This is a genomic window from Streptomyces sp. NPDC020362, from assembly GCF_040642095.1.
Classification (GTDB): domain Bacteria; phylum Actinomycetota; class Actinomycetes; order Streptomycetales; family Streptomycetaceae; genus Streptomyces.
This window is the reverse complement of sequence record NZ_JBFAET010000063.1, coordinates 1-24,707: the sequence shown is the minus strand read 5'-3', so window position 1 is coordinate 24,707 and position 24,707 is coordinate 1. Positions and strand designations below refer to the sequence as shown.

Annotated in this window: 16 protein-coding genes and 8 pseudogenes; 15 read left to right on the top strand and 9 right to left on the bottom strand. The window is 66.5% G+C overall.

Features of this window, described 5'->3' with window-relative positions; translation table 11 throughout:
* Positions 1 to 37 precede the first annotated feature (37 nt).
* The gene (gene aroA, locus AB0H32_RS22945; protein WP_361123632.1) at positions 38 to 3,058 is read right to left on the bottom strand and encodes a 3-phosphoshikimate 1-carboxyvinyltransferase; all 3,021 of its coding nucleotides are present in this window, start codon (positions 3,056 to 3,058) and stop codon (positions 38 to 40) included.
* Between the two features lie 608 nt (positions 3,059 to 3,666).
* Here aroA and AB0H32_RS22940 point away from each other — a divergent pair.
* Positions 3,667 to 4,989, top strand: a complete 1,323-nt coding sequence (locus AB0H32_RS22940) for a 3-deoxy-7-phosphoheptulonate synthase (RefSeq protein ID WP_361123630.1) — start codon at positions 3,667 to 3,669, stop codon at positions 4,987 to 4,989.
* A gap of 20 nt (positions 4,990 to 5,009) precedes the next feature.
* Positions 5,010 to 5,780, top strand: a complete 771-nt coding sequence (locus AB0H32_RS22935) for an alpha/beta fold hydrolase (protein ID WP_361123628.1) — start codon at positions 5,010 to 5,012, stop codon at positions 5,778 to 5,780.
* A 6-nt stretch (positions 5,781 to 5,786) separates the two neighbouring features.
* On the opposite strand, the gene AB0H32_RS22930 is transcribed toward AB0H32_RS22935, so the two are convergent.
* A complete protein-coding gene (locus tag AB0H32_RS22930; protein ID WP_361123660.1) occupies positions 5,787 to 6,536 on the bottom strand; it encodes a transposase family protein in 750 nt (249 codons plus the stop codon).
* Between the two features lie 277 nt (positions 6,537 to 6,813).
* Between AB0H32_RS22930 and AB0H32_RS22925 the strand changes: the two are divergent.
* Positions 6,814 to 6,948: pseudogene (locus tag AB0H32_RS22925) on the top strand (transposase); the annotation flags it as partial.
* 905 nt (positions 6,949 to 7,853) lie between these two features.
* Here the strand turns inward: AB0H32_RS22925 and AB0H32_RS22920 are convergent.
* Both AB0H32_RS22920 and AB0H32_RS22915 read right to left on the bottom strand, forming a co-directional pair.
* Complete coding sequence (locus AB0H32_RS22920) at positions 7,854 to 8,318, bottom strand: acyl-CoA thioesterase (RefSeq protein ID WP_361123625.1); 465 nt, start codon at positions 8,316 to 8,318, stop codon at positions 7,854 to 7,856.
* A gap of 153 nt (positions 8,319 to 8,471) precedes the next feature.
* On the bottom strand, positions 8,472 to 9,098 hold the full coding sequence (locus tag AB0H32_RS22915; RefSeq protein WP_361123657.1) for a GNAT family N-acetyltransferase: 627 nt from the start codon (positions 9,096 to 9,098) through the stop codon (positions 8,472 to 8,474).
* A gap of 1,574 nt (positions 9,099 to 10,672) precedes the next feature.
* Here AB0H32_RS22915 and AB0H32_RS22910 point away from each other — a divergent pair.
* The 9 genes and pseudogenes from AB0H32_RS22910 (at position 10,673) to AB0H32_RS22870 (ending at position 18,368) form a co-directional block, all read left to right on the top strand.
* On the top strand, positions 10,673 to 12,019 hold the full coding sequence (locus AB0H32_RS22910; protein WP_361123622.1) for an FAD-binding oxidoreductase: 1,347 nt from the start codon (positions 10,673 to 10,675) through the stop codon (positions 12,017 to 12,019).
* Positions 12,020 to 12,119: 100 nt separating this feature from the next.
* Positions 12,120 to 12,368, top strand: a pseudogene (locus AB0H32_RS22905) (transposase); the annotation flags it as partial.
* Between the two features lie 457 nt (positions 12,369 to 12,825).
* Positions 12,826 to 13,449 (top strand): sigma-70 family RNA polymerase sigma factor, encoded by a 624-nt coding sequence (locus AB0H32_RS22900; RefSeq protein ID WP_361123619.1) that lies wholly within the window; start codon positions 12,826 to 12,828, stop codon positions 13,447 to 13,449.
* 77 nt (positions 13,450 to 13,526) lie between these two features.
* A complete protein-coding gene (locus AB0H32_RS22895; RefSeq protein ID WP_361123616.1) occupies positions 13,527 to 13,949 on the top strand; it encodes a 3-isopropylmalate dehydratase in 423 nt (140 codons plus the stop codon).
* Positions 13,950 to 14,011: 62 nt separating this feature from the next.
* The gene (locus AB0H32_RS22890) at positions 14,012 to 14,710 is read left to right on the top strand and encodes an MBL fold metallo-hydrolase (RefSeq protein ID WP_361123613.1); all 699 of its coding nucleotides are present in this window, start codon (positions 14,012 to 14,014) and stop codon (positions 14,708 to 14,710) included.
* Positions 14,711 to 15,005: 295 nt separating this feature from the next.
* A complete protein-coding gene (locus AB0H32_RS22885) occupies positions 15,006 to 15,830 on the top strand; it encodes a DinB family protein (RefSeq protein ID WP_361123610.1) in 825 nt (274 codons plus the stop codon).
* A gap of 109 nt (positions 15,831 to 15,939) precedes the next feature.
* Positions 15,940 to 16,745, top strand: a pseudogene (locus AB0H32_RS22880) (transposase family protein).
* 129 nt (positions 16,746 to 16,874) lie between these two features.
* A pseudogene (locus tag AB0H32_RS22875) lies at positions 16,875 to 17,401 on the top strand (transposase family protein); the annotation flags it as partial.
* Between the two features lie 53 nt (positions 17,402 to 17,454).
* Positions 17,455 to 18,368: pseudogene (locus AB0H32_RS22870) on the top strand (transposase family protein).
* 93 nt (positions 18,369 to 18,461) lie between these two features.
* Here AB0H32_RS22870 and AB0H32_RS22865 read toward each other — a convergent pair.
* The 3 genes and pseudogenes from AB0H32_RS22865 to AB0H32_RS22855 form a co-directional block, all read right to left on the bottom strand.
* Positions 18,462 to 19,037 (bottom strand): annotated as a pseudogene (locus tag AB0H32_RS22865) (molybdopterin-dependent oxidoreductase); the annotation flags it as partial.
* A 171-nt stretch (positions 19,038 to 19,208) separates the two neighbouring features.
* Positions 19,209 to 20,339: a helix-turn-helix transcriptional regulator gene (locus AB0H32_RS22860; protein WP_361123607.1), complete on the bottom strand. Its 1,131-nt coding sequence runs from the start codon at positions 20,337 to 20,339 to the stop codon at positions 19,209 to 19,211.
* Positions 20,340 to 20,399: 60 nt separating this feature from the next.
* Positions 20,400 to 20,558 (bottom strand): annotated as a pseudogene (locus tag AB0H32_RS22855) (IS110 family transposase); the annotation flags it as partial.
* 114 nt (positions 20,559 to 20,672) lie between these two features.
* Between AB0H32_RS22855 and AB0H32_RS22850 the strand changes: the two are divergent.
* Complete coding sequence (locus AB0H32_RS22850) at positions 20,673 to 22,046, top strand: IS1380 family transposase (protein WP_361123604.1); 1,374 nt, start codon at positions 20,673 to 20,675, stop codon at positions 22,044 to 22,046.
* A gap of 221 nt (positions 22,047 to 22,267) precedes the next feature.
* Here AB0H32_RS22850 and AB0H32_RS22845 read toward each other — a convergent pair whose 3' ends face one another.
* On the bottom strand, positions 22,268 to 22,657 hold the full coding sequence (locus AB0H32_RS22845) for a hypothetical protein (protein ID WP_361123601.1): 390 nt from the start codon (positions 22,655 to 22,657) through the stop codon (positions 22,268 to 22,270).
* A 242-nt stretch (positions 22,658 to 22,899) separates the two neighbouring features.
* A pseudogene (locus tag AB0H32_RS22840) lies at positions 22,900 to 23,298 on the bottom strand (transposase); the annotation flags it as partial.
* A 330-nt stretch (positions 23,299 to 23,628) separates the two neighbouring features.
* On the opposite strand from AB0H32_RS22840, the gene AB0H32_RS22835 reads away from it, so the two are divergent.
* Positions 23,629 to 23,922 carry a hypothetical protein gene (locus tag AB0H32_RS22835; protein ID WP_361123598.1) on the top strand — a complete coding sequence of 98 codons (294 nt, stop codon included), beginning with the start codon at positions 23,629 to 23,631 and terminating at the stop codon, positions 23,920 to 23,922.
* 67 nt (positions 23,923 to 23,989) lie between these two features.
* Positions 23,990 to 24,625, top strand: coding sequence for a hypothetical protein (locus AB0H32_RS22830; protein ID WP_361123596.1), 636 nt, complete (start codon positions 23,990 to 23,992; stop codon positions 24,623 to 24,625).
* Positions 24,626 to 24,707 lie beyond the last annotated feature (82 nt).

Here is a 24,707-nt window from a genome sequence, read left to right as displayed (position 1 = left end):
TTTCTCCTTACCTTCTTCGTTACGGGGTGACCGAGGATCACGAGGAGGGTTCATCGGCGGCCTCATCGTGCGGCCGCAGACCGCAGGCCCTGGCGCGCAGTTCGAACTTCTGCACCTTGCCGATCGGGTTGCGCGGCAGGACAGCCACCCGTTCAAGCCGTTCAGGCCAGTACTGCTTCGCCACCTGGCGTCGGTCCAGGTACCGGCGCATGTCGCCGAAGCCGAGCTCCGCGCCGGCCTTCAGCACCACGAAGGCGCACGCGCGCTCGCCCAGACGGTCGTCGGGCATGGCCACGATGGCGACATCGTCGACCGACGGATGCCCGAACAGCAACTGTTCCACTTCCGCGACCGGGACCTTCTCGCCACCGCGGTTGATCACGTCCTTGACCCGCCCGGTGATCCGCACGAAGCCGTTTTCGCCGATAACCGCCAGGTCACCGGTGCGGTACCAGCCATCCCGGGTGAAGGCCTCCGCCGTCAGGTCGGGCCGGTCCAGATAGCCCGAGAAGACCGTGGGCGAACGTATCTCGAAGTTGCCCTCGGCACCCGCAGGCAGGACACGGCCTTCGTCGTCGGTGACCCGCAGCCGGATGCCGCCGAACGCGCGGCCGTCGGTGCCCCAGCACTGCTCCGGCGTATCGGCCGGCGCGGACAGCGCGCCCAGGCAGGTCTCGGTGGTGCCAAACGCTCCGCACACCGTGGTACCGAGCACCAGACTCGCGCGTTCTGCCAGACCACGCGGCACGGTAGCCCCGGTGGCCACGAATATCCGCAGGTGGCGCGGTACCTCCCCGGTGCCCTCGACAGCCTTCACCAGATCGGACAGGAAGGGCGTGGCGGCCTGTACGAATGTCGCCTTGTACGTGTTCAGCGAGACCACGGCGCGCTTCGGGTCCCACTCGGACTGCAGGATCTGCGGCACGCCGAGTACGATCGCCAGCACCATCCCGTACAGGAACCCCGTCTGGTGCGCGAGCGGCGAAGGCACCCACACGGTGTCGGCGGCGCTGAGGCCGAGATGCCTGATCTCCATGACGGCGGCCCGGACCAGGTTCGCGGACGGCTGCGTGACACCCTTGGGTTCGCCTGTGGTGCCCGAGGTGAAGAGCAGTTGCGCCGTCATGTCCGCCGTCGGCAGGATCGCGTCGAGCGCCGGACGGTCGACCGCGGTCACGTCCAGGGCGGCCGCCCAGTCGTGTACGGAGACTCCGTCCACGGACACATGCGGCAACCGGGCGGAGCCCGACGGGCTCACCACGACGACATGCTCCAGATGCGAGGTCTGCGGGGCAGCGAGTGCCAGGACCTCCTGAGCGGGGCGCCGCGAGCGGTGCTCGTCCATGACCACCAAGACGCGTGCCTTGGACCGGCGGAGCACAAACTCCAGTTCACGCTCACGGTAGAACGGCATGACCGAGCAGCAGACCGCACCGATCCGGAGGGCCGCCAGCGACAGCACCACGAACTCCAGGCGGTTCGGCAGTTGGTACGCCACGTTGTCCCCGGGCCGCACGCCGAGCCTCATCAGCAGCGCCGCGGCCCGCTCCACCCGGTCCGCCAGCGCACGCCAGGTGATGACGAGGTCCCCGTCCTGGCTCACGTCCACGATGGCGGTGTCCGCCGGGCGGGACGCGGCGTGCCGGTCCAGCCATGCGGGCAGAGTGGTCTGTGCTGCCGTGTCCGGCGCCGTCGCCGTCGCCGACGCCGTCGGTGCAAGTCGTCGATCGGGTTGTGTGGCAGCGCGCTGGGTGCCCTCCTCGACCGTCATCGGCACGCCGATGGTGTTCATCGCGTCGAGGAACCCCGGGTACGAGATGCGATACGCGTTGGGATAGGTCAGCGTGGAGTGGCCCCGTACCCGTGAGGAGGCGACGGCCAGCGACATCAGCACGCGGTGGTCGTTGTACGACGAGAGCCGCGCACCCACCAGATCTCCCACACCGCGCACTGTCAGGGTGTCGCCGGTCAGCTCCAGTTCGCCGCCCATGGAGTTGAGCTGGAGCATCGCGGCGGCCCGGTCGGACTCCTTCAGCCGGGTGTGCGCGATGTTGTGGAAGACCGACTCGCCGTGCGCGAAGGTGGCGAGGGAGGCCAGGATCGGCAGCATGTCCGGTACGTCGCGGCAGTCCACTTCGACGGCTTTCAGCAACGGCGTGCCCTGCCGGATGCGCAGGCCGCCGGCCGTCTCGTCCTTCTCAAGCGGCACCCCCATGGCACGGGCGATGTCGAGGAAGTGGAATTCGGGGTGATCGGCGGGCCCGCCGTCAAGACTCGTCATTCCACGCAGCAGTACGTCGGAAGGGTGCAGGGCGGCGGTGGCGATACCGAAGGCCGCCGAGCCGATGTCCGGCGGCAGCGTCAGCTCGACGGCACGCGCCGCCTGGTCCGGAGCCACCTCGAAGCGCCGCAAGTCCGGCGACACCACCACGTCGAGACCGAACTGCCGCATCATTGCGACCGTCAGTTCCAGGTAAGTGCGTTCGTTGAGCTCCCCTTCCACCTCGATGGTGGTGGGCCCGGTGGCGAACGGCGCAAGCAGAAGCAACCCGGATATCCACTGGGACAACGTGCCCGGAATGGTCACATGCCCCCCGGTCGGCCTCCGGGACTCGACATGGACGGGCGGGCAGTCGTCCGCGGACCACAACTGGACGCCCATCTTTTCAAGTGCCCGCAGCAGCGGCCCCACGGGACGTCGCCGGAAGTACTTCTGTCCTGTGATCGCGACCGGACGGTCCGACAGCGAAGCAAGCCCGATCATGAAGTAGAGAGTGGTGCCGGAGCTTCCGGCCGAGACCTCCGCACGGCGCGGCCGGAACCTGCCGCCGAGCCCCTGCACCACGAAAGTGTCACCTTGGCGGGTGATGTCCACCCCGAGCCCGCGCAGCATCCGCACGGTGTACTCGACATGCCGGGCGTCGGTGAGTCCGTGGACGCGGCTCTCTCCGTCGGCGAGGGAGGCGAGGATCAGGGCACGGTGCGCGTGGTATTTGGAGTTCGGTACGAGGATCTCACCGGATACCCGGTGCTGGATTCCCTTGACAAGAAGATGCATATGACTGACTGCTCCTAGTCGTTGGCGGCACTCCGGAAAAGCATCGAAGAACGACCGGAGTTCTCTCAGCGCTCCAAGGAGACGGGCCTCGACCTGCCGCAAGCTCGAGCGCGCTGCGCCCCGAAGACTTGTGGCGATCCGCAAGACCTCACACTTATGTTCCACGGCACCGGGGAGATGCGTCAGCCCCTAGCATCCCCTAAAGGTGGATGACGGCAGCTGACACAACCACACTATGTGTCGCGGCGTGTTGGAAGTGTGGAAGAGGTCGTCGAAATGGAACGCGGCCTCGCCCGCGTCCGACCGGCGGTCGGCTTCGACGCGGCGCGGCGCGGCAGGTGAAGTAGCGGTGTCTAGGGGTTGCCGATCCGAGGAGTCTCCGGTCGAAACATCACCGCACGCTCACAAGCTGCATTCGTGCGGGTGCCGCCGTGCTGGAACGTCGGATGCCCGGGCAGCACCCTCCCAGGCATCCCCTATTTCCGCCTCGCTCCCCCCTGGCGCAGTTGAGCCGGATTGAGCGTGCCGTCGTTCGCCTCCTATCGTCGATACCCGGTCACGAGTTCCCTGCAGATCCGTTATGAGTTGTTCGTGACGGCTCGTGGACTGTGCTTTCCCGACCGATCTGTGACCTGGAGACCGCCTTGAGACAAAGCCCTGTCACACAGACACGCAAACCGGCCGGCCAGCAACCCGACTGGCCGGACAGAGCACTTGCCCATCGGGCACGGGCGATCCTGGCCAGTCGACCCCCACTGGTCCGACTCGAGGACGTTCTCAGGTTTCGCTCACTGCTGGCGAGAGTGGCCCAGGGTGAAGCACTGGTACTTCAGGTCGGCGACTGCGCCGAGAACCCGGACGAGTGCACGGCCGAGCATGTCTGGCGCAAATCCGCCCTGCTCGACCTCCTCACGGCCGCCCTCAAGCTCGACACCGGCAAACCAGTGCTGCGCGTGGGCCGCATTGCGGGCCAGTTCGCCAAGCCTCGTTCCCATCTCGTGGAAGTTGTGGCGGGCCGTGAACTGCCCGTCTACCGCGGCCACATGATCAACTCCCCGCTGCCCGACCCCGACAGCCGCCGCCACGACCCGCTGCGCATGCTTGCCGCCTATATGACCGCAGGGGATGTCATGGAGCACTTGGGATGGCGTGGACCTTCCGTCGGCCTCCAGTCCCCCGGTGCGCCTGATACCGAATCTGCCGTGTGGACCAGCCATGAAGCCCTCGTTCTTGACTACGAGCTACCCTTGATGCGCCGCCTCGGTGACCGACAACACCTGTTCGGATCCACGCATTGGCCCTGGATCGGCGAACGCACGCGACAACTCGACGGCGCCCATGTCGACCTGATCACGGATGTCGTCAACCCCGTCGCGGTCAAAGTCGGCCCCACAATGACCGAGAACGAGATCACCACCCTGTGCGCCCGCATCGATCCTGGGCACGAACCCGGACGCCTCACTCTCATCGCGCGGATGGGCGCCGACGCCGTCGGCCATCGGCTGCCCCCGCTCGTCCGGGCGGTTGATCGCGCCGGCCACCCGGTCATCTGGTTGTGCGACCCGATGCATGGCAACACCGTCACCGGGCCGGGCGGTCACAAGACCCGCCTGCTGCCCACGATGGTCGACGAGATTCGGGAATTCCACCGTTCGATCACCGCCGGGGGCGGCGTCGCCGGCGGACTTCACCTGGAAACCACCCCCGACGACGTCCTCGAGTGCGCGGATGGCTTCCACGCCCTGGAAAGGGTCGGCAGCCGCCGCACCACGCTGTGTGATCCCCGTGTCAACCCCGAGCAGGCCATCGCTCTCGTCTCCGCTTGGAGTGACACCCGCCACGCCACGCCCGCTTCCCGTCATGCGTCAAACGGACGATCCTCGGAAATCGCCACCACATCCCGGGAAGCGGAATCCATCACAAATACTTAAGCCAAATTCAAGGAATCGCAATGAAGGACACGAACAGCAAGGCTGAGCAGGAATCAGCACTGTGGCTTCGCAGTTACCGTCCCGGACCGTTCGAAGCGATGCGTTTTGTCGTATTTCCACATGCAGGCGGCTCCGCGAGTTACTATCGCCAATTCTGTACGACCATGTCCGACCGTTTCAACACGTTCGCTCTGCAATACCCGGGCCGCCAGGACCGGCGCCATGAACCCTCCCCAACCGACCTCCACATCCTGTCCGACCAGTTGTTCGATCAGCTCAAGGGGTTCACGGACCGTCCACTGGCGCTCTTTGGTCACAGCATGGGCGCCGTGCTCGCCTTCGAAGTAGCCCGACGCTTCGAACAGCGTCTGAGTCATCCCCTGGAGATGCTCTTCGTTTCCGGCCGCCGAGCCTCGGCGCAACCCCGCGACAAAGCCTTTGACCCGACCAACGACGACGATCTGCTCGCCGAGATGCAAAAGCTGAGCGGCACCGACCCGCGCCTGCTGGGCTACGAAGACATGCTCCACATGATCTTGGAACCCCTTCGCGCCGACTATCTAGCCCTGAATTCCTACACCTCGGGCCCCAACCCTGCCCTCCGCACCCCGATCACCGCCCTCGCGGGCGCCGCCGACCCTTGTACCACTCAGGCCGAGGTCAACGCCTGGCACGAGCGCACCACCGGCCCCTTCGACCTGCGCGTCTTCCCGGGCGGGCACTTCTTCGTGAGTGAGCACCAAGAAGCGGTGACAGCCTTCGTCACCGAAAAGCTGTCCGCCCTTCAGTGAGGTCTTTCAGCGTTGCCGCTCCAGAGTGGGGACGGCCGCGGCGATTGACGACATTCGATTCGGACTCCACCGGGACCGGCGGAAGATGTACCAGGCCTTCAAGCGTGCGACGCCGCGCTCGACCGGTGCCCGGGCCGCGGGCAGAGCGCGGTTGACGGTTTGCTGAGCCGGCGTGAGGTCACGGCCCGGCGGGCGTCTGAGAGGTGTCGTCACCCACGGGCCGGCGCCCAAGTAGACGCGGTCGGCCAGAACGGGTGCGCCCTGGCGTGCGCAGATCCGGATGATCCGGTGGGCGCGGGCCGTGGTGAGATCGTGCGCGCGGTCGGGCAGCGTCGGCGAGATCCACGGCAACCGCCCGACCGGGTCGGTCACCACCCGCACGTTCACCCCGTGCCGGCGGTGCTTGTGGGAGAAGCCGGCCCGGCTGTCACCGACGCGGTCGCACTCCGCCAGGGTGCCGTCCAGCAGGACGTAGTCCGGGTCCGCCTGACGCAGGGCCCGCAGCAGGCCGGGCGCGCGGTCGGCGAGCAGGTCGACGACGGCTGCCACGTAGGCGTGTGCGGTGCCCACCGGGATGCCGAACCCGGCAGCGAGCTGGGCGAGGGTGTCATGGTGGCGTAGGTACACCACGGCGACCAGGGCACGCTGGCGCGGTGGGAGCTTGCAGCGGCGGTCAAACTCACGAGTGACGATGAGCATCGTGACCCACTCGACCAGGGCGTGCGGCAGGTCGAGTGCGGCAAAACACGGAACCAACGCAGCTCCCATGCCCATGGGTTGAGACTTCGAACACTTCCCTCAACGGCTCGGGAGCCTCGTGCGTTGCGGGCATCGATTCCGTCACCCGATCAGTGCCCACGCTCAAAGACCTCAGTGGGAGTACCTGCCGCAGGAGCTGGGCTTCGGCTCGGGCATGACCTGCCGGCGCCGTCTGGCCACCTGGAAACAGAATCCCGCGCAAAGCCTGCCGGTCCGGCACTCGCGGCCGACCTGAGACCAGCTTCGGCCCCGGCTCTTCAGTACCAGCTGTCAGTGGCGTGAGCTGCCGGCACGGTTCGGTCCGTGGAAGACCGTGCACAAGCGGCACTTGATGTGGTCGGTCGATGGCGCCTGGGAGAAGCTGCTGCGGCATGTCCAGGTCGTCGCCGACGCGTCCGGCAACCTCGACTGACAGGCGCTGCCAAGCCTCGACCCAGGTGATGGGCAGGCGAGCTTGGCCAGAACGCCTCCGTGAATGGCATCCACGATGGTGACCGTGTCGCGCCCGCGGTCGGCTACCCAGGACTGGCCACCGCCCTTGGTGAACCATCCCTCATGAGCAGCGCGGCCTACACCGGTGTGGCTGACCACCTTGTTGGTGGCGGTGTCGACGATGTCGACTATGCCGCTGGCGATGCTCAGGACAGCCAGGCGCTGCCGACCGGGGACATACGCCAGGCCATGTACGTTGATGTCGTTGACGTACTGAGGGTTCAGGACGTTGGAGAGCCGCCGTGCTCCGAGAGCGATGGCTCCCAGGGTCTTGCTGGTCGCAGGAGCGATCACACTCACAATGTTCGACGACTGGTCCGCGCTGTAGAGGCGGTCGCGGCTCGAGCGAGCCACCGTGCGGGGGGGGAGAGAAGGGAGGGCAACGGCCCGGCAACGGCTCCGCGAGCAACATCAGCCTGCTGCGTTGACTGCGAAGGCGCGACCGATGCAGGTGTCGCCGCGACAGTACTCACGGCGAGTAATGCTCCCAGGGCGGCTCCCATCGTGGCGGCCAGGGCACCGACCTGGACCAGGCCGCGGCGGTTGTGCCAATATTTTCCCACGAGCTACATTTCAAAAATGCGTTGTTCCTGCACTTGGGACCCGCATGTGATCACGAAACGTCAAGCAGCCTCGGGACGGAGTCGGAAATCAGGAGAGGAAACGCGTGAGGTTTCCGCATGAATCGGAGGCCATCGCGTTCTGATTGCCCGCCGCGCATGGTCAAGTCCCCTCACGCCGCAGGGGGCGGCTCGATTCCGAGCGGCAGGCTTGTGTGGCCCGTGCCGGTCTTGTCGCGTATCCCGTGCAGTGGAGCCCCGCTTATTTTCGGTCCTGCGGAACTCCGATGGTCCGGGCGACCTCACGTCCTCGGTCCGACCACGGTGTGGGCAGCAGCGTCGTGCTGTCGAGGCGCACGAATGTGCGCGTGCCCTGTGCGTACGTGGTGTCTCCGTCGGCCGAGCACACCCGGTAGCCCGCGGTCGCCGAGGTGTTACCCATGTGCTCCATCCACAGATGTACGGCGCACTCGCCGGGCTGTGTCAGGGGAGCCTCGTAGGTGATGGTAAATGCCTTGATAACCTGGAATCCGTCGCCTTCCAGACCTGTCTTGCCGCCGAATCCCTGGCCCATCCAGAATGCCGACCATGCGCGCTCGACCAATACCTGGTAACGGGAGTTGTGCAGAATTCCCATCAGGTCCAAGTCGTCCAAGTAGACGGTTATTGGCATCAGAATGCCAAAGTCGGGTGCCGAAGCAGCGGCGGTCGGCGTGGTACGCTTCATTTCATTCTCCTTAGTTACTGGTTTGCGTTGTGACGCAAGAGGAAACTCGCTGGTCAGTCGGATTGAGCGACACTTTTCTCGGCGCATGTGCGAGCCTGGCATGCGACGGACCGAACCCCGTCCGCGGCGTGGCCGGAAAGGTTTCGAAGCAGGTCATCGCTTCTCGTGGCCCCGCGGAGGGGTCGAAGAGATGTCGCCAGTCGCCGAGCAGCAGTTGGCCATCGGGCCGCAGGACTGGTCCCGCCGCCGCTCGTCGCTGTCGGGGCGCTGCCACCGGGGTGAGGCGCGTAGCGACTCCGGCACGTGGCTCGTTTGGATTTCCTCGTGCCGCGCCTGAGCTTGGCCGGAGGTGCTTCTCAGCTCCGTAGCCATGCCAAGAACACGGACTTCCGCGCCTTGTTCCTGGTGGCGTGCCGGCTCGGCCGCCGATGTGACTGGGTCGCCAGACCGGCTACCAGCCTGTGGTCTGCTGCTGCCTAGCAAGGGGGCTGGGCGGGGAGATTCTGTGTGTGTCGTCGTCGAGGCGCGGCAGGGTACGACGAAGTCGAGCGTCGGTCCGGACGGAGCCCAGGGAAGCACACCCAGTGGGAACAGGATGGCCTTCATGCGGTCGTTGTCCGATGCGACCGTTGTCCGCAGGGCATGGCCTCCTTCGCTTTGAACCTGCGCCACTGCGGCACGCACCAGGAACGTGCCCAGGCCATGTCCCTGCCAGGCGTCTTCGATGAGGACGCCGAGTTCGTACGTTCCCACTTGGGGCAGGCTCATGGTGTCGGTCATGGCGATGACTCGTTGCGGCTCGTTGCAAAAATGGGAAAGCAGGGTCACCCCCTTCCGTGGGCTCGAGAGGTGTCGCCACTCCCCCCACGGTCAGCCCGGACTTGAGCCGCAGGTAGCGTATGTAGCGGCTTGCGGTTGAGCAGCGCGTGTGCAGCTCCTGGACGAGTTCGAAGTCGTCAGGATGCGCTCTCCTGGTGATCACAGGACTCTCCTTGCGGGGAGACGCATCCTGCGGGTTTCGTGGCAGGAAGGCATGCACGTGACCTGACATGCCTGGAGTCGAGGGCATGTGGTGGCTCATCGAAGTTCCTTCTTCCCGCGGCCCAGGGGCCAGAGCGGGGCGATCATGGTGTGGGGTTCGGGTGATCACGGCTTGGGAGCCGTCAGGAACTGAAGCGTGCGGCGGGTTCAGCCCTAGCGCCTTTGCAAGGCTGCGCACGACGTATGCCCTGACCATGCCGACCGAGGCGTGGTCCATCGGATCCTGGCGCCTGCTCCGCGTCATTTCGGCGGCTTCATATTGGCGGACCGACGGGACGTCGCAACAGCCCAATCCGCGGGCGGGTCGACACCACGAGGTCGCTCGGATCGCCAGCCGCCCCAGCCCGTAGCTCGCCGCTGAGCGAGCGACAGTGACTGGTCGAGATCGCTGTGCTCATCATGGACAAAGTCTTCGTCTCCCACGGCTTTGCCGTGCAGTCTCGCGGCCGCTGCCAGGCACCGACCACCTTTGGGTCATCGAGTCGGCATCCGGCCGGGCGCGCTGCCGACACTCCGCTGGTCGATGGCTGCCCGCGCCGCGCGCGTCCGAAGGCAGCGACCGCATGCGGGAACGTGTCCCGCTGGCGTGCCTCGTCGAGGTTGGCCACAACACTCTTTCCTGTACCGTCACCGCAGCGCAGTGGTGCCGTCCAGGCGATGAGCCGATGGCCGCATCCATGGGGGGACGGCTTGGTGTGCGGTGTCGCGGGGAGCGTCGACAATGAGGTGATGGGCAGCAGGAACCGGTCCGTCGCCCCCGTGCCCGACTGGGCTCGGAACTCCCCGTCAGCACCGAATCCCTGCTCCGGATGCAGGAGACGGGCGAACCGCTCCTGGTAGTTGACGGTCTCGGCTCCTGACGACGTGGTCAGGGCCGGCCTGCCAGCAGCGTTCCGGACATCGCACACGCCCACCGCCCGGAACGCGAAGCGGGCCCACTCGTCATCCGAGGCGTTCGGCAGCTCGCCCCGCTTGGTCGTGCCAGTGAGGACGCGGATGGCGAGGTCGGCGGTAGAGGTGCGGGCTGACCGGCATGGGATGGCACAGGTCAGCCCACCGCGGGCTTGGTTGTCGAAGGCTTGTGCGTCCAAGCCGGCTGCCGCCAGCCGCGCGTTATGTGCACGTTTCCGGCCAGCGTGTGTTGTCGGCATGAGCAGAACTCTGTCAGCGAGGCCGTTCATGAGGCACTCCCAAATTCCTGGGGTGAGCGTTGCCCACGACTCTGGTCTACGAAGTACTGGAGTTGATCGCTGAGGGTGGATCTGTGACCGGCGCCCGAACCGCAGGCGACGGCATCGAGCGAAAGAACTGTGATGACTGCCTTGGGCATTAATGAGCTGTCAGCTGCACTGGACGGCCAGGTACTGACCGAGCCGGATCTCGTTCCGTTCAATCCGGCGTTTCCGCTTCGCCCAGCAGCCCTGGTTTCAGCCACGCACACCAAGGACGTCGCTGTCGCGGTGCGTTGGGCCGCGCGGCACGGCATGCGCGTGGCGGTGATGGCCACCGGACACGGTCTCAATGCCTCCGTCGACGACGGCATGCTGATCACCACCGAGCGGATGAACAAGGTATCGGTGAACGCCGGCTCGCACACGGCGACCGTCCAAGCCGGAACCAGGTGGTCGCAGGTCGTCGAGGCCGCCGCCTCGCATGGTCTCGCTCCCATCAACGGTTCGTCCTGCGCCGTCGGCGCCGTCGGTTACACGCTGGGGGGCGGGAGCGGCCCGCTGTCGCGCGCATTCGGCTTTGCCGCCGACCATGTCGTGCGCGCCCGCCTCGTCGATGGCGAGGGCACCGTCCATGACGTGGACGTCGAGAGCGATCCCGAACTGTTCTGGGCGCTGCGCGGCGGCAAAGGCAACTTCGGAATCGTCACCGAACTTGAATTCAAGCTGATGCCTGTGACCGACCTCTATGCCGGGTCGTTGTTCTACCCGGCTGTCGGCGCCAAGGACGTTCTGCACGCTTTCTCTGAGTGGTCAGCTGACCTGCCCGAGCAGGTATCGACGACGTCGGTGGCGGTGCTGCGGCTTCCGCCGCTGCCTGAGATCCCCGAGCCGCTGCGCGGCCAGTGCGTGATGCAGCTCCGCTACGCCCACCTCAAAGGTTCCGAGGCCGGCGCCGAGGTGTTGGCGCCGATGCGGCGGGTCTTCAAGCCGCTCGTCGACACCGTCCAGGACATTCCCTACACCGCGGTCGACTCCATCCACCAAGACCCCACCGACCCGATGCCGTTCTGGGACGGTGGAGCCAACCTGACCAGTCTGCCGCACGCTGCGGTCGACGCCCTCCTTGAGGCAGCAGGCCCCACCAAGGACATCCCCGTCCCCCTGGTCGAAGTGCGACTGCAGGGCGGAGCGATGGCTCGCCCGCCGGCAATCCCGAACGCGGTGTCCGGCCGTGACGCTGCCTATGCCCTTTCGGTCGTCGGCCTCATGACCGAGGAAGCGGCCCCGGTTGTCCCCGGGCTCGTCGACGGCATCGTCGAGGCCATGGCCCCGTGGCGCTCCTCTTCGGACCTGTTCAACTTCATCGGCCCCGCGTCGCCTGACCGCGTCGCGGGCCTGTGGAACGATCAGGACAGGTCCCGGCTCCTGGATGTCAAGCGTCGACTTGACCCTGCAGGCATGTTCGGAGCCGGTCACACGCTCATCTGAGCCAGCGCGCGAGCTGTTGCGGTCAGGTCCGCGGCGATACGCCGGGAACATGCCGACGCGACGCCCGTATCCGAGTGATCTGTCCGATGCCCGCTGGGAGTTGATCGACGCAGCAACCCTCGGCATCGACATGGAAATCACCGCCCGCACCCCTGGGACCAGGTGATTGCACCCAGATCCCGAAACGGTGGGCCATCGAGCGGACCTACGGCTGGCTGATGTTCCACCGACGTCTCGCCCGTGACTACGAGACTCTGCCGCCCGCTCCGAAGCCATGATGCACCTCGCCATGACCGACCTCATGACCTGCCGCCTCACCAACGAGAGCACCATCTCCTGGCGCGACCCGATACTCCAGACCAAACAGCAGATCCCGGGACAAAGCACCGGGAGAAGGCAACCTCTGAGGACAAGCGCCGGATCGAGCGACCCCGGACACATCCGCGAGCAGCGATCGCGACGCCTACTCCGAGCACCCCGGACTTCCCCGCCGGGGTGCTCGGTCCTCCTCCGCCCGCAGAGGCGCTGCGCTTCACGAGCTCAGCTCGTCACAGGCGCCCAGTCGGCAAGCTCAGAGCGGAGTGCGATCCACCGGTGGCTGATGCGGTCGAACACCGCCTCCGGGGTCTGCGTCATCGGCCGGGACGACGCGGAGGTTCTCCGCGGCCGCGATGGGGATCGGAGCAGCTTTCCTCTTGACGCCGATCATGACCCCTCACAATCACCGTGCTTCGCATCCAGATCACGAGCGTCCTGCAGTCCCAGCTGAGGCCCGGGCAGCCCAACGAAGGCAGAGAGACATCACCATGAAGACGACCATGCGCCACGAAGCCGTGCCCGAGCCCGGATCTCGCACCTATGTGCACACGCTGGTCACGCAGCACCGTTCCGCGCTCATCGCCTACGCGGAGACGCTGCTCGCCGATCGCTACCTTGCCGAGGACATTGTTCAAGAGGCATTCATCCGCATCTGGCACCACGCGGAAAAGGTGCGTGCCGGCGAGGGATCAGTGCGGGGCTGGTTGCTCAAGGTGACCCGCAACCTGGTCATAGACCAGACCCGCAGCGCCTACGTCCGGCACGAGACCGCGACCGACGAGACCTGGGACATCCGCCAACCCGACCACGCCGACGCTGTCCTGGCCTCGGTAGAGGCTGGCGCTCTTCTCCGCTGCCTGAGCCCGGAGCACCGCAAAGTGCTCGTGCACACCTATCTGGTCGGGCACACGATCCAGGAGACTGCTCATCTGCTCGGCATACCCGCAGGAACTGTCAAGTCGCGCCGACACTATGCCCTACGCGTCCTGCGAAGCCGCACCGGCAATCCGTCCGCAAGCGGGCCCGGTTCAGGGAAACTCGCTCCCGCCTGTCCTCACCGGCCTGCACAAGCCTCCACACCAGACCGCCCTGATCACTTTGGTGACAGCTGACACACAAGGTGGCCCCGCCGGGATGAGACCGGTCGCGAAGAGTCGTGCCAAGCCTTCACCGCGGCCTACGCCAGTAGTTGCCGGTCGCCGAGGCCGCCAGGCCTGTCTTCTACGCACTGCGTCCTGACTGGACTACGCAGGTACAGCCAGGCGACATCTTGATCGCCGGACGCAACTTCGGCCTCGGCCCGTCCCGCCCGGCCGCCACGATGCTTCGTGAACTGGGCATGGCCGCCCTGGTAGCCGAAGGACTCAGCTCCCTGTTTCTGCGCCATTGCATCAACCACGGCTTGCCCGCCCTCACCGTCCCAGGCGTACGGGGCCACCTTCAGCGACGGCGACATCGCCTATCTGGACTTCGCCGATGGCTGGATCGAGAAGACCACCACGCGCACCTGCCTAACCGGCTCCCCCTTGCCCGCAATGGTCATCGCCATCCTCACGGTCGGCGGCATCCCCCCATGCTCGCCCGTGAGGGCTACATCCCCAGCATCCCCTAGCAGCCACCCCTTCGGCGGTACAACAGCAGCCGCCGAAGCCCCCTCCGTTGGAGCACCCCCCCTTGACCGAGAAGCTCGCCCCGGGCGTCTTCCGCATCCCCACCACGCGTCGCGACGCTGCCTTCCTCATCGAAGGTGAAGACGGCTATACACTCATCGACGTCGGCTGGGCAGGCGCGCCCAAAGTCATCCTCGCCACCCTCGCGGAGTTGCGCCGTGCACCCTCCGATATCAAGCGCATCGTGATCACACACGCGCACCCTGACCACGTCCAAGGGGCAGCAGACATGAGGGAGCTGACCAGAGCTCCGATTCTTGCGCACGCTGCGGAGCACGCCTGGCTCGCACAAGGCCGAGTCCCCGCCGAGGGCCGCTCCGGCAGGCTGGGGCGAGCCCTTGACCACCTGCCCAAGCTGCGTTGGCGGCCCTTCTCTGCCGACGACACCCTCCTCGACGGCATGCTCGTCGAAGGCGGAGGCGGGCTCCGCGTCATCCACACCCCCGGCCACTCCCCCGGCCACGTCGTCTTCGTACACGCCCCCAGTCGAACCCTGCTCGTCGGCGATGCCGTCTTCCACCGCGGTGCCCTTGCGCTCGGCCCCGCACCGCTCGCAGCCGACCCCCTACTGCGCGCCCCCAGCCTCACCCTCATCGGCCGCGAGTTCAAAGCCATCGGCTTCGCCCACGGCCCTGCTCTCACAGGCGGCGGCGTTGAGCGCTTTCACAAGTGGCTCGACTCCCTCCAGACCGAGAATCGCTGAAAAGCGCCGTCACCTCATCGGCAGGCCTATCCCTTCGGATGCGCAGCCGTAGGCACTCCGCACACACCGGTGCTGTGCACGCCGTGCATCCGCTGTACTCCAGTTGCAGACCATCCCGTCGCGGTGCACCGGACCAAATGTTGATCGCGCCAGCTCCTCGTTGAACTGCTGCCGCTACAGGAACGTATCTTCAGTCGCACGCTGAAGAACGGCGCGGCCGCGCTGCAAGACGCGCGATAGCACGCCCCCATCTCGTCGTGGATGACTTCAACCCCCAACCAAAGGAACAGCGAAAATGTCTATGTCATCACCGGAAAAATGGAGGCTGTCCGAGAAGGACGGCTTCAGTGGCGGAGAAGGCGGCGTCTATCGCGTTCTAGTGAGCCGACGACGTGCTTTTTTGAACCTCATTCAGGACATGCCGCCCTCGGCATGGATTGCGCCGTCGCGTTGCTCGGACTGGTCCATACATCAAGTCGTCCGCCACGTGCGAGATGTGGCTCGGGTCAACGTGGCCCGTCTTGAGGCAAGCCCGCATCCATTTGGCACGATCCAGTTCGACCCGAAGACTTCCCCAGCGGAATGGATGGCACACTCCGAAGGTGAGAGTCCTCAGCAAACCATGAACCAACTGGGCCTGCTTTTCCTCAGAGAAGAGAGTCTCTTCCTATACCGAATGCGACATGGTTTCCCGGATCTGCTGCCGGGGCAGCTGCGCAGACAAGTGCACTGGTCCGTGACGTCGGTCCATTGCCTCTGGGACGCCTGGATGCACGAGCGGGACATCTGTCTGCCCTTGGGTCGGGCCATGTCGCTGAATGACGACGAGCTGCGTCTGATGGTTATGTATTCACTTATGGCCGCGGCGGCTCCGGCCGCCTGGGTTCAGAACTATGTTGATACGGTCGTGGGCCTGTCAGGATCCCCAGACAGCGCGTACCATGTCGCCCATTCCGACGGCGACGTGCATGTATATGCAGGTGGCTCGCCCCAGCACAAAGCATCGATGGAAACAGTCGTGGACAGCCTAGCGGGGCGAGGGCCTGAACTTTCGGAGGTGTTTCGGTCTTCAGGGGAATCCGTACGGAAACTTGCCCTCCTGCGTGCAGCAGCCACGTAGACATGCTTTACGCCGCCGCCTGATCACTGAGCCTCTTTCATCCTGTGCTGGCGGGTGAAACGGACTGGTCAGCAGGTCCGGTGACGAGACAGGGCCCCTCGTCGTTGGCGTGGTGATTGCACTCAGCACACCGTCGACCAGAGGGGCCCTGTTGGTTCCGTATCCTGCCATGCTCGACGTCCCGCACGAGCTCGTCGAGCATGTTGCCTGGCTGCTGCACGAACACCAACGCGCACGCAACACCCGTTGGCGCAGACTCGGTTGCTTCCAACAGGCTCTGCTCGCTCTGGTCCACCTGCGTAAGAACGAGACGTTCGCGCAGCTCGGCGCCGGTTTCGGCATATCCGAGAGCACCGCCTGGCGCTACGTCGACGAGACACTGGACATCCTGTCTTCCTGGGCGCCCGGCCTCCAGGAAGCTCTCACCGGTCTCGGCGAGGGCGACCACGTCATCGTTGACGGCACCCTCATCCCTACCGACCGCATCAAGGCGGACGAACCGTACTACTCGATGAAGCGTCGCAAGCACGGCATGAACGGCCAGGTCGTCGCAGCCCCGGACGGCACGCCGCTGTGGTTCTCCCGCGCGACGCCCGGCCGCACCCACGACCTGACCTCCGCCCGTGCCCACGGCATCGTCCAGGCCTGCCTGACCCGGCAGATCCTCATCCTGGCCGACGCGCCTACCAGGGCGCCGGCGCCACCGTCCGCACCCCCTACTACCGCCACAGCGAACAGCCCACGCACTACCAGCAGTTCAACCGCGAGCACGCCCGGCTGGGAGCCCCCGGCGAACGAGCCTTCGCCCGACTCAAGTCCTGGCGCATCACGCGACGAGCACGCTGTTCCATCCGCCGCATCAGCCGCACCGTCCAAGCCATCCACGTACTACTGACCTGCGACTATTCAGGCTGAAAGAGGCTCACTGAGCCTCTTTCAGCCTGGCCACTGATCGGGTGACGGAGTCAGGACGCGCAACGCACGAGGCTCCCGTGCCGTTGGGGGAGGCGTTCGAAGTCTCAACCCACAGGCACACGAGCCTCGTTGGTTCCCTATCCTGCACGCACTCAACCTGCCGCATGCGCCGGTCGAGTGGGTCACGACGCTCATCGTCACCCGCGAGGGTGACCGCCGTTGCAAGCTCCCGCCGCACCAGCGCGCCCTTGTCGGCCTGGTGTACCTGCGCCGACACGACACCCTCGCGCAAACCGCTGCGGGCTTCGGCATCGCCGTCGGCACCGCCCAGGCCTGCGTGACCGCGGTGATCAATCTGCTCGCCGACCGCGCGCCCGGCCTGCTACACATCCTGCGCGAGGCCGACCCCGACCACGTTCTGCTCGGCGGGACTCCCGCGGAGTGCGACCGGGTCGGCGACAGCCGGGCCGACGACTCCCACAAACACCGCCGGCACGGCGTGAACGTGCAGCTCGTGACCGATCCGCATGGCCAACTGCTGTGGATCTCCCCCGCCCCTGCTCGGCCGCGCGCACGACCTGACCGCAGCCCGCACCCACCGGATCATCCGGATCTGCGAGCGTCAGGGCGTTCCGGTCCTCGCCGACCGTGCCCACCTCTTACCAGTTGGTGCGTGATAGCGGGTGGGCATGCTCGTGTGGTGAGGGGCATGGTCGATCGGGCGGTGTTGGCGCATCCGTTGTTCACGGGCGTCTCGATGGCTCATCTTGCGTCGCTGGTTGAGGAGTTGGCCCGGCCGTGGGCAGCCGCGGTGGAGGGGCGGCGTTTCCGGCAACGAGGCGGTGTGAGGAGACGTGCGCAGGGCGCCGGTGCCCGCTATCGGCTGGTGTTTGTGGATCGCCTGTTGGCCACCTTGATTCATCTGCGGCACGATCTGCCGCACGCTGTGCTGGCAGTGCTGTTCGATGTCGATCGCTCGACTGTCACCCGGGCCGTCGGTGAGATGCGCCGACCTCGCCGGAGCGGGGTTTTGCTGTTCCCGACAGGCCGGGCCTGCGGCTTCGAACGCCGGAGGACGTGTTCGCCTACGCCCAGGCCGAGGGTGTCGAACTGAGGCTCGACGCCACCGAGGTTCAGGTCCGGCGGCCGACCGCCGGCCGGGGCGGCAGGCGGGCATTCGTGTCGGGCAAGAAGAAGCAGAACACGATGAAGGCAACCGTTATCGCAGACAAACGGGGCCGCACCTGGTGGGCCGATGGCATGCGGCCGGGACGGATGCATGATGCGACCGCCGCTCGCGCCGCGGGTATCACCGGCTGCTTCCACCACTTCGACCTGGTCGAAGTGTTACTCGACGACGGCTACCTGGGCCTGAGCCGTGACCATCCTGGCCAGGCACTCACCCCGCCGAGAAAGCCCCGGCCCGGGGCACTGCCCGGCAGAGTCGAACAGTGGGAACGCGATCGGCACGGCCACTCATCGGACCGCATCACCGTCGAGCACGCCCTGGCCGATCATAAACGGTGGAAGCAACTGATGCGCTGGACCCACCGACGTGATCGCCTGCCCGAGACCTACCGAGCCATCGCCAGCCTCGTCTCCGAACGCACCCTCATGACCTGAAAATGACCGTGAGCAGGGCGAACACGCCTCACCCGCTATCACGCACCAACTCGTTAGCGTCGGTCGAGCCCGGGGGAAGCCGTGGGTCTGCCAAGGATCCTTGCCCAGGAACACGACGACCTCGGCATGTTCGAAGTCCCCCTTGGTGTGGCCGCCGTAGAGCTTGCCGTCCACCCACATCTCACCGGTTTTGTCCTGCGCCAGCGCGTGGGAGAAGTAGCGGGCGCCGAGGGCTGCTTGCAGGGCTTTGCCGTAAGTACTTCCGCCCAGGTGGTTGCCTTGCCCACCGCCGCCGTAGAAGAAGATCTTGTCGCCGCCGGCTCCATCACGGACCCCCTTGAGGCGCTCGCTGACCTCCCTGATCGCCGTCTCCCAGTCGATCTCCTCATGGGTACCGTCCGGGTTCCGCCGCAGTGGGCTGGTGAGGCGGTGACAGCCGTTTTGGTAATGGTCCAGGCGCAGCGCCGTCTCACAGGTGTAGCCGGCACTGCTCGGGTGCCGCTTGTCGCCACGGATCCGTTCGAACCGGCGGCCGTCCAGCTTGATCTCAATGCCGCAGTTGCACTCATACAGAATGCAAGTGTTCTGCTTCCATACCTCGCGTTCGCCGATGATTGCATCGTGTGTCTGCGGTGGCAAATCGCTCTGGGACAGTCCTGGTTCACTCATCGGATTTCTTCCGGGAGGCCGGTGGCGGCGCGGGTGCGACGTCCTCACCGGCGCTGGTTCATTCCCTGTTCCGGCCCGCGTCGAAGCTGAGAGCTTTCAGCGCGCAACTTCTGGGTGTGGCCCCTGCCGAGTCTGCTCGCTGATCACGATGCTTTCGGTTGATGACAGCGGCTATCGGGTGTCGGGGCGTGGGGCGAACCAGCCGGTGGGGGAAAGAGGGTTGCCCATGCGTGGTGCGTACTGTTCGAAGAAGATTTTGGACGTGAGTTCGCGGCGGCTGCGGACTCCGGTCTTGTCGAAGACAACCTTGAGATGGTCCTGGACTGTGTAGGCCGACAGGTGGAGCGCCTTGGCGATCTGTGCGGTCCCCAGACCCTGCAACACCAGCTGGACCACGTCCTGTTCACGCGGTGTGAGCCCGAAGGCTGCGACGATGAGCGGAATGATTTCCGGCGGGCGTGCCTCGTCGAGGCTGACCACGACGTCGGTGTCCTTGCCATCGCCAGAACGCAGTGGTGCTGCATGGGCGATGAGCCAGCGGCCGCATGCCGTGCGCAGTCGTGCTCGGGGGACGGCGGAGTGTCCGGTGTCGCGGACGGCGCGAGCAGCGTCGACGAGGGACCGCAGCGCAACGGGAAGCAGAAACCCGTCCACAGGCCCTGCATCCATCTCGGCAGCAAGCTCCGCGGTGCCGGGGCTGGCTTGCTTGATCATGCCTTCCGCGTCGATGACGAGAATCACAGGAGTGTCCAGCGATGCTCCGGTGGTCGTCGCGACGAGCAGGCCGACGCGCAGCCCGACCGCCAGTTGGGGGGCGACTGAGCTTATGTACCGCTGGTCGGCGAAGCTGAAGGGTGCTCCGTCGCTCCGGTAGAGGGCTAGGTAGCCCCAGATGTTGCCGTCGTCGGCTCGCAGAGCAGCTCGCAGTTCGTCGTCGAATCCCCACTCCGGGCGCAGGTAGCGGGCGAAGCGGGCAGACCGTTCCGGGTGGTTGGCGGTTTCGGCCCGCAGAGAAGTGACCAGGCCGGGCCTGCTGGCGACGTCCCGGAAGTCGTAGACGTCGGGCACCTGGTATTCGAACTGGGCCCATTCCGTGTCGGAGGCGTTACGCAGCTCGCCCCATTTGGTCGTGCCGGTGAGGATACCTGTGGCCGGGTCGGCGGTAGCCATGCACGCCGATGCGAACGGGATGGCACGGGCGAGCAGGCTGAGGGCGGCTTCGGTGAAGGCTTGTGCGTCCAAGCCGGCAGCTGCCAATTGCGCGATATGCGCATGTATCTGATCGGCGTGTGTTGTCGGCATGGTCTGACTATGCCAGTGAAGCTGTCAACCCTGCACTCCCAGGTCTCTGGGGGGGTGCCTCTATGTCTTTGATCGAGCGAGGCGTGGGGATCGGGGTTCGTAGAAGGTGCCGTCGCGGAGCATCGCAGAGAGCACGCTGATGCGATGCCGGGCCAGGCGGAGGAGAGCCTGGGTGTGGGTCTTTCCTCGGGCTCGGCATGTGTCGTACTAGCCTCGCGCTTTCACGAGGTGGGGTGTCCGAGACTTGATCAAATAAGCGGAGAGTGCTGCTGACCTGCAACGATGTGGCTTGTCTAGGGTCCATGTCGACGCAGGGAAAGAAGCACTCTCCAGGTGAAGAAGCGTATCGGGTCGTACCCGCGTGTCCGCATCGAGGGCGGCGGCCGGGCGGTGGTCTCGCAGGCCGGGGGTGTGCTGCTGGTTGAGACCGTCCGCAAAGCCGGCTTGGACACCGCGATTTCGGCCGGGCTGGTGCCGTGGCGGAAGGCTCGGGCGGTGCACGATCCGGGCAAGGTCCTGCTGGACGTGGCCCTGGCGGTCGCGCTGGGCGGCGACTGCCTCGCGGATGTCGCCATGCTGCGGGCCGAGCCGGCAGTGTTCGGGCCGGTGGCCTCCGACCCTACGGTCTCCCGCCTCATCGACACCCTGGCAGCCTCCGGGGAGAAGGCCCTGCGGGCCATCCGTGCCGCGCGGGCTGAAGTCCGTCAGCGCGTCTGGCGGTTGGCCGACCGGGAAGCGCCTGATGCGGGCGGGGCGGTGACCGTGGACCTCGACGGGGTGCTGGTGATCGCGCACTCGGACAAGGAAGATGCCGCACCCACGTGGAAGCGGACCTACGGCCACCACCCGCTGATGGGGTTCAACGACCACGGACCGAGCGGCACGGGCGAACCGGTCGCCGCCCTGCTCAGAGCAGGCAACGCGGGATCGAACACGGCGGCCGACCACATCACGGTCGCCCAACTGGCCTCGGTCCAGCTGCCGAAGAAGTACCGGCGCGGGCGCCGGACCCTGATCCGCACCGACTCCGCGGGCGGCACCCATGACTTCGTCGCCTGGCTCGCTCAGCGGGGACGGTGGCTGGCCTACTCGGTCGGCATGGTGATCACCGAGGCAATCCACCAGCATGTGCTGAAGGTTCCGGCATCGGCCTGGACGGCGGCCGTTGAGGCGGACGGCGAGATCCGCGACGGCGCCTGGGTCGCTGAACTCACCGGCGACGTTCTGGACGGCTGGCCAGAGGCCATGCGGCTGATCGTCAGGAAGGAACGACCGCACCCTGGGGCCCAGTTGCGGCTCACTGACGCGGACGGCATGTGCTTGACCTGTTTCGCCACCAACACCTCGGGCCAGATCGCCGAGCTCGAGCTCCGTCACCGGCTGCGGGCCCGGGCTGAGGACCGCATCCGCGCCGCCCGGGCCACCGGCCTGCGCAACCTGCCCTTGCACCGCACGGTCCAGAACCGAATCTGGCTCGAGATCGTGCAGATCGCTCTCGACCTGCTGGCCTGGATGCCCATGCTCGCCCTGACCGGCAAGGCCCGGCTCTGGGAGCCCCGCCGGCTACGGCTCCGCCTGTTCACCGCGGCCGCCCAACTCGTCACCACGGGCCGTCGGCGGATCCGCCGCCTGGCCCGCCACTGGCCCTGGACTAGCGAGATCACCGCAACGATGGCCCGACTCGCCCTCCTCCCCAACCCAGGCTGACCAGCACCTTCCCCGTCCCTGCGAGCATCAGCATCACAGCCCGGGCAGCGGAACCCGGCGCACACCCAACGCGACACTCGGGCCCTCGGCCTGCACCTGACCCCTCACCGAAGCCGAATCGGTCCACCGACGCCGTCGGCGGACCGTCAAGAAGCTTCGTGGTCAGGGTGGGGGTCTTATGGCTTACCGATCCCCGCCCTGTCCTGGTGTGCTCGGCGTGATCAGCACTCAGGGATTTTGGGGTCCCGGTTGACGCTATGGGCGTTGTTGTCGGCGTACCCGGCGAAGACGTACGCGGTGGGGATGCTCACCCACCCCTGGCCTTCGTTGTAGTCCACGTCGTGCACCTGGTACCAGGTGTTGCCCCAGTTGCCGATCTGCTGGCCGCGGGTCCAGCAGTGGGCAAAGAGCCTGCCGCCCGGAGGAACGTCACCGTTTATGATCTTGCCGTGCGTGGTGTCGGGGGCGTTGTAAAGGCCGACCCAGTTGCTGGTGGTGAGCGGGACGATATCGTCGGCGGAGGCGGCCCCCGTCATCACGGTGAGCGTGCCGACGCTCAGCGCCGCGGCGGTGGCGACCATCGCCACCCGGCGTCCGAACATGAAACTCATGAAGTGTTCCCCCCTGAGATCGGCCCCGGAGCCCATAGTCCTGGCAACCGGAAGCTGTGCGGCGCCGTCCCGCTGACGGGCGCTCCGATGCGGGTGAAGCTACCGGTGCGGATCCTGCGTCCGTCCTAGATCCGTCCTTCCGCCAGGTCAGCGTGGGGGTCAACATGCCCGCCACCGCCCCAATAAGCCGAAACGGCCCGCCAGACGAACCGGCGGACCGTCACGAAAGATCGAGGCTAGGCGCGGGAGTCGGGGTCGGGCAGAGCGGCGAACGCGGACGGAAACATCGCGCGTTTGAATTGTCGGTTTCCGCCGCGGGGTGCGTGTTCGCCGTGGGTGGAAGTCCCGGAGGACTTCGTGGTGGGTGCCAGGCCGGCGTAGGAGGCCGGGTGGGCGGCAGTGGGGACGCTGATGCCGTCGCCGACGGTGACCAGCAGGGTGGTGGCGGTCCTGACCGCGACCCCTGGCATCGAGGTCAGGACCGGGGAAAGAGGGTGCGCCTCCGGCAGCGTGCTGATCTGGGCTTCCAGCGCTCGTCGTTGTTCGTGGACGGCTCCGAGTTGGCGGGCCAGGGAGGGGATGACGATGTCGAGGGTGCCTGTGCCGGGGACGACGAGGGTCTGTTCGTCAAGTGCGTCGAAGCACGGATGGTGATTACTGGAACAAGGCCGGCGCCCCGGCTCCGCACATCCCGGCCCCGCGCGCGGCCGAGTTCACCGAGGCCACCTTCACAAACCGACGACACCGACCTGTCCACCGCCCCGCTGGCTGGCTCCGGCGGGGGTTTCGGCGTTCGGGGATGGGCCTGCCGGGTGAACAGCGAGGTCATGCCTACAACCACGAGACAGGTACCGAGAAGGGTTCAACGCCGGGGGGAGCGGCGGAGGCGTCCGTGGCGGTGAACGTTTTCCGCCGTCGACGTCGTGTTCCCGAAGAGGCGAATCCTCACCGCACAGGAACGGAGGCCCCAAGTGGCGTCAGACGTCAGCATCCCCGGGAGTGAACTCAAGGAGGCCCAGGACATGCTGGGCTTCGTGCACGACTTCATCGACATCGGACACCACACGTTCGACTTCGATGCCGCGTTCGGGCGCGAGCTCTCCCACGGCTCTGCACAGCACTTCGAGAACAAGTGGGAGGACGGCAAGCACCAGCTGCAGAAGCAGGTGCAGGGCATCCGGGACGCCATCGGCAACATCCTGGACTCCTTCGAGAAGACCGACCAGGACGCGGTGTCGAACCTCGACGACGGCAACGGCCAGTGAACCCCCACGGCGCATCACCCGACTTCACCGATCTCTCCCACACCTCCCCGAAGGCGACGGCTGACCGATGAGCACTGCACAACGATTTCTGCTGGACATTCCGGACCAGTGGCAGCAGGTGGACCTGAGCGGCGAGGAGCTGGCAAGGACCCGCGCCCAGGCGCTCGCCGCGACCGACAGCCCTCGCGAGAAGGCGCGGATCAACGACATGTTCCGGCAGGGCCGGGAGGTGACCCGGGCGGCCCGCCGGCACGGGGCACTGCTGGCCACGGGCACGGCGACGATGTACACCGAAGGCCTCTTCATGGCGTACGGCATGGTCTTCGCCGTCAGCACGCCCGAGGGCGAGGGGCTCACGCTGCCGGTGCTGTCCGCCCGGCTCGGGGTCTCCTCTGCAACCGGGGTGGCGCCCAGGGACCGGGTCATCGCGTCGGCGCACGTGCCGCACGTGGGCACGGTGGCCCGGGTCACCGGCACCGAGGTGACCCGGCTGACCGGGGACATCGACGTCAAGCTGCTGACGATGCACACGATGATGCCGGTGCCGGGCAGTGCCGAGGACTTTCTCGTGGTCACCCTCGCCAGCCCCAACCTGCCGCTCAAGGACGAGGTGTACGAACTCTTCGACGCCATCACCAGCACGTTCCGCTTCGTGACGGACGACGGTGTCCAGGTTCCCTCGAACGACGGCGTGGCCGCCTGATCCCTGCCGCACGGCAGGGCCAAGGGCGGCCGGGCTCACAGGCGGGAGGGAGGCGCACCCCGACGGGGGTCGCGGGGTGCGC

Excerpts from the sequence above, each read along its gene's own strand:
- AB0H32_RS22910 (WP_361123622.1), top strand. The coding sequence starts at position 10,673 with ATGACTGCCTTGGGCATTAATGAGCTGTCAGCTGCACTGGACGGCCAG.
- AB0H32_RS22920 (WP_361123625.1), bottom strand. The coding sequence starts at position 8,318 with ATGAAGCGTACCACGCCGACCGCCGCTGCTTCGGCACCCGACTTTGGC.
- AB0H32_RS22830 (WP_361123596.1), top strand. The coding sequence starts at position 23,990 with ATGAGCACTGCACAACGATTTCTGCTGGACATTCCGGACCAGTGGCAG.
- aroA (WP_361123632.1), bottom strand. The coding sequence starts at position 3,058 with ATGCATCTTCTTGTCAAGGGAATCCAGCACCGGGTATCCGGTGAGATC.
- AB0H32_RS22885 (WP_361123610.1), top strand. The coding sequence starts at position 15,006 with ATGTCTATGTCATCACCGGAAAAATGGAGGCTGTCCGAGAAGGACGGC.
- AB0H32_RS22860 (WP_361123607.1), bottom strand. The coding sequence starts at position 20,339 with ATGCCGACAACACACGCCGATCAGATACATGCGCATATCGCGCAATTG.
- AB0H32_RS22845 (WP_361123601.1), bottom strand. The coding sequence starts at position 22,657 with ATGAGTTTCATGTTCGGACGCCGGGTGGCGATGGTCGCCACCGCCGCG.
- AB0H32_RS22915 (WP_361123657.1), bottom strand. The coding sequence starts at position 9,098 with ATGACCGACACCATGAGCCTGCCCCAAGTGGGAACGTACGAACTCGGC.
- AB0H32_RS22935 (WP_361123628.1), top strand. The coding sequence starts at position 5,010 with ATGAAGGACACGAACAGCAAGGCTGAGCAGGAATCAGCACTGTGGCTT.
- AB0H32_RS22900 (WP_361123619.1), top strand. The coding sequence starts at position 12,826 with ATGAAGACGACCATGCGCCACGAAGCCGTGCCCGAGCCCGGATCTCGC.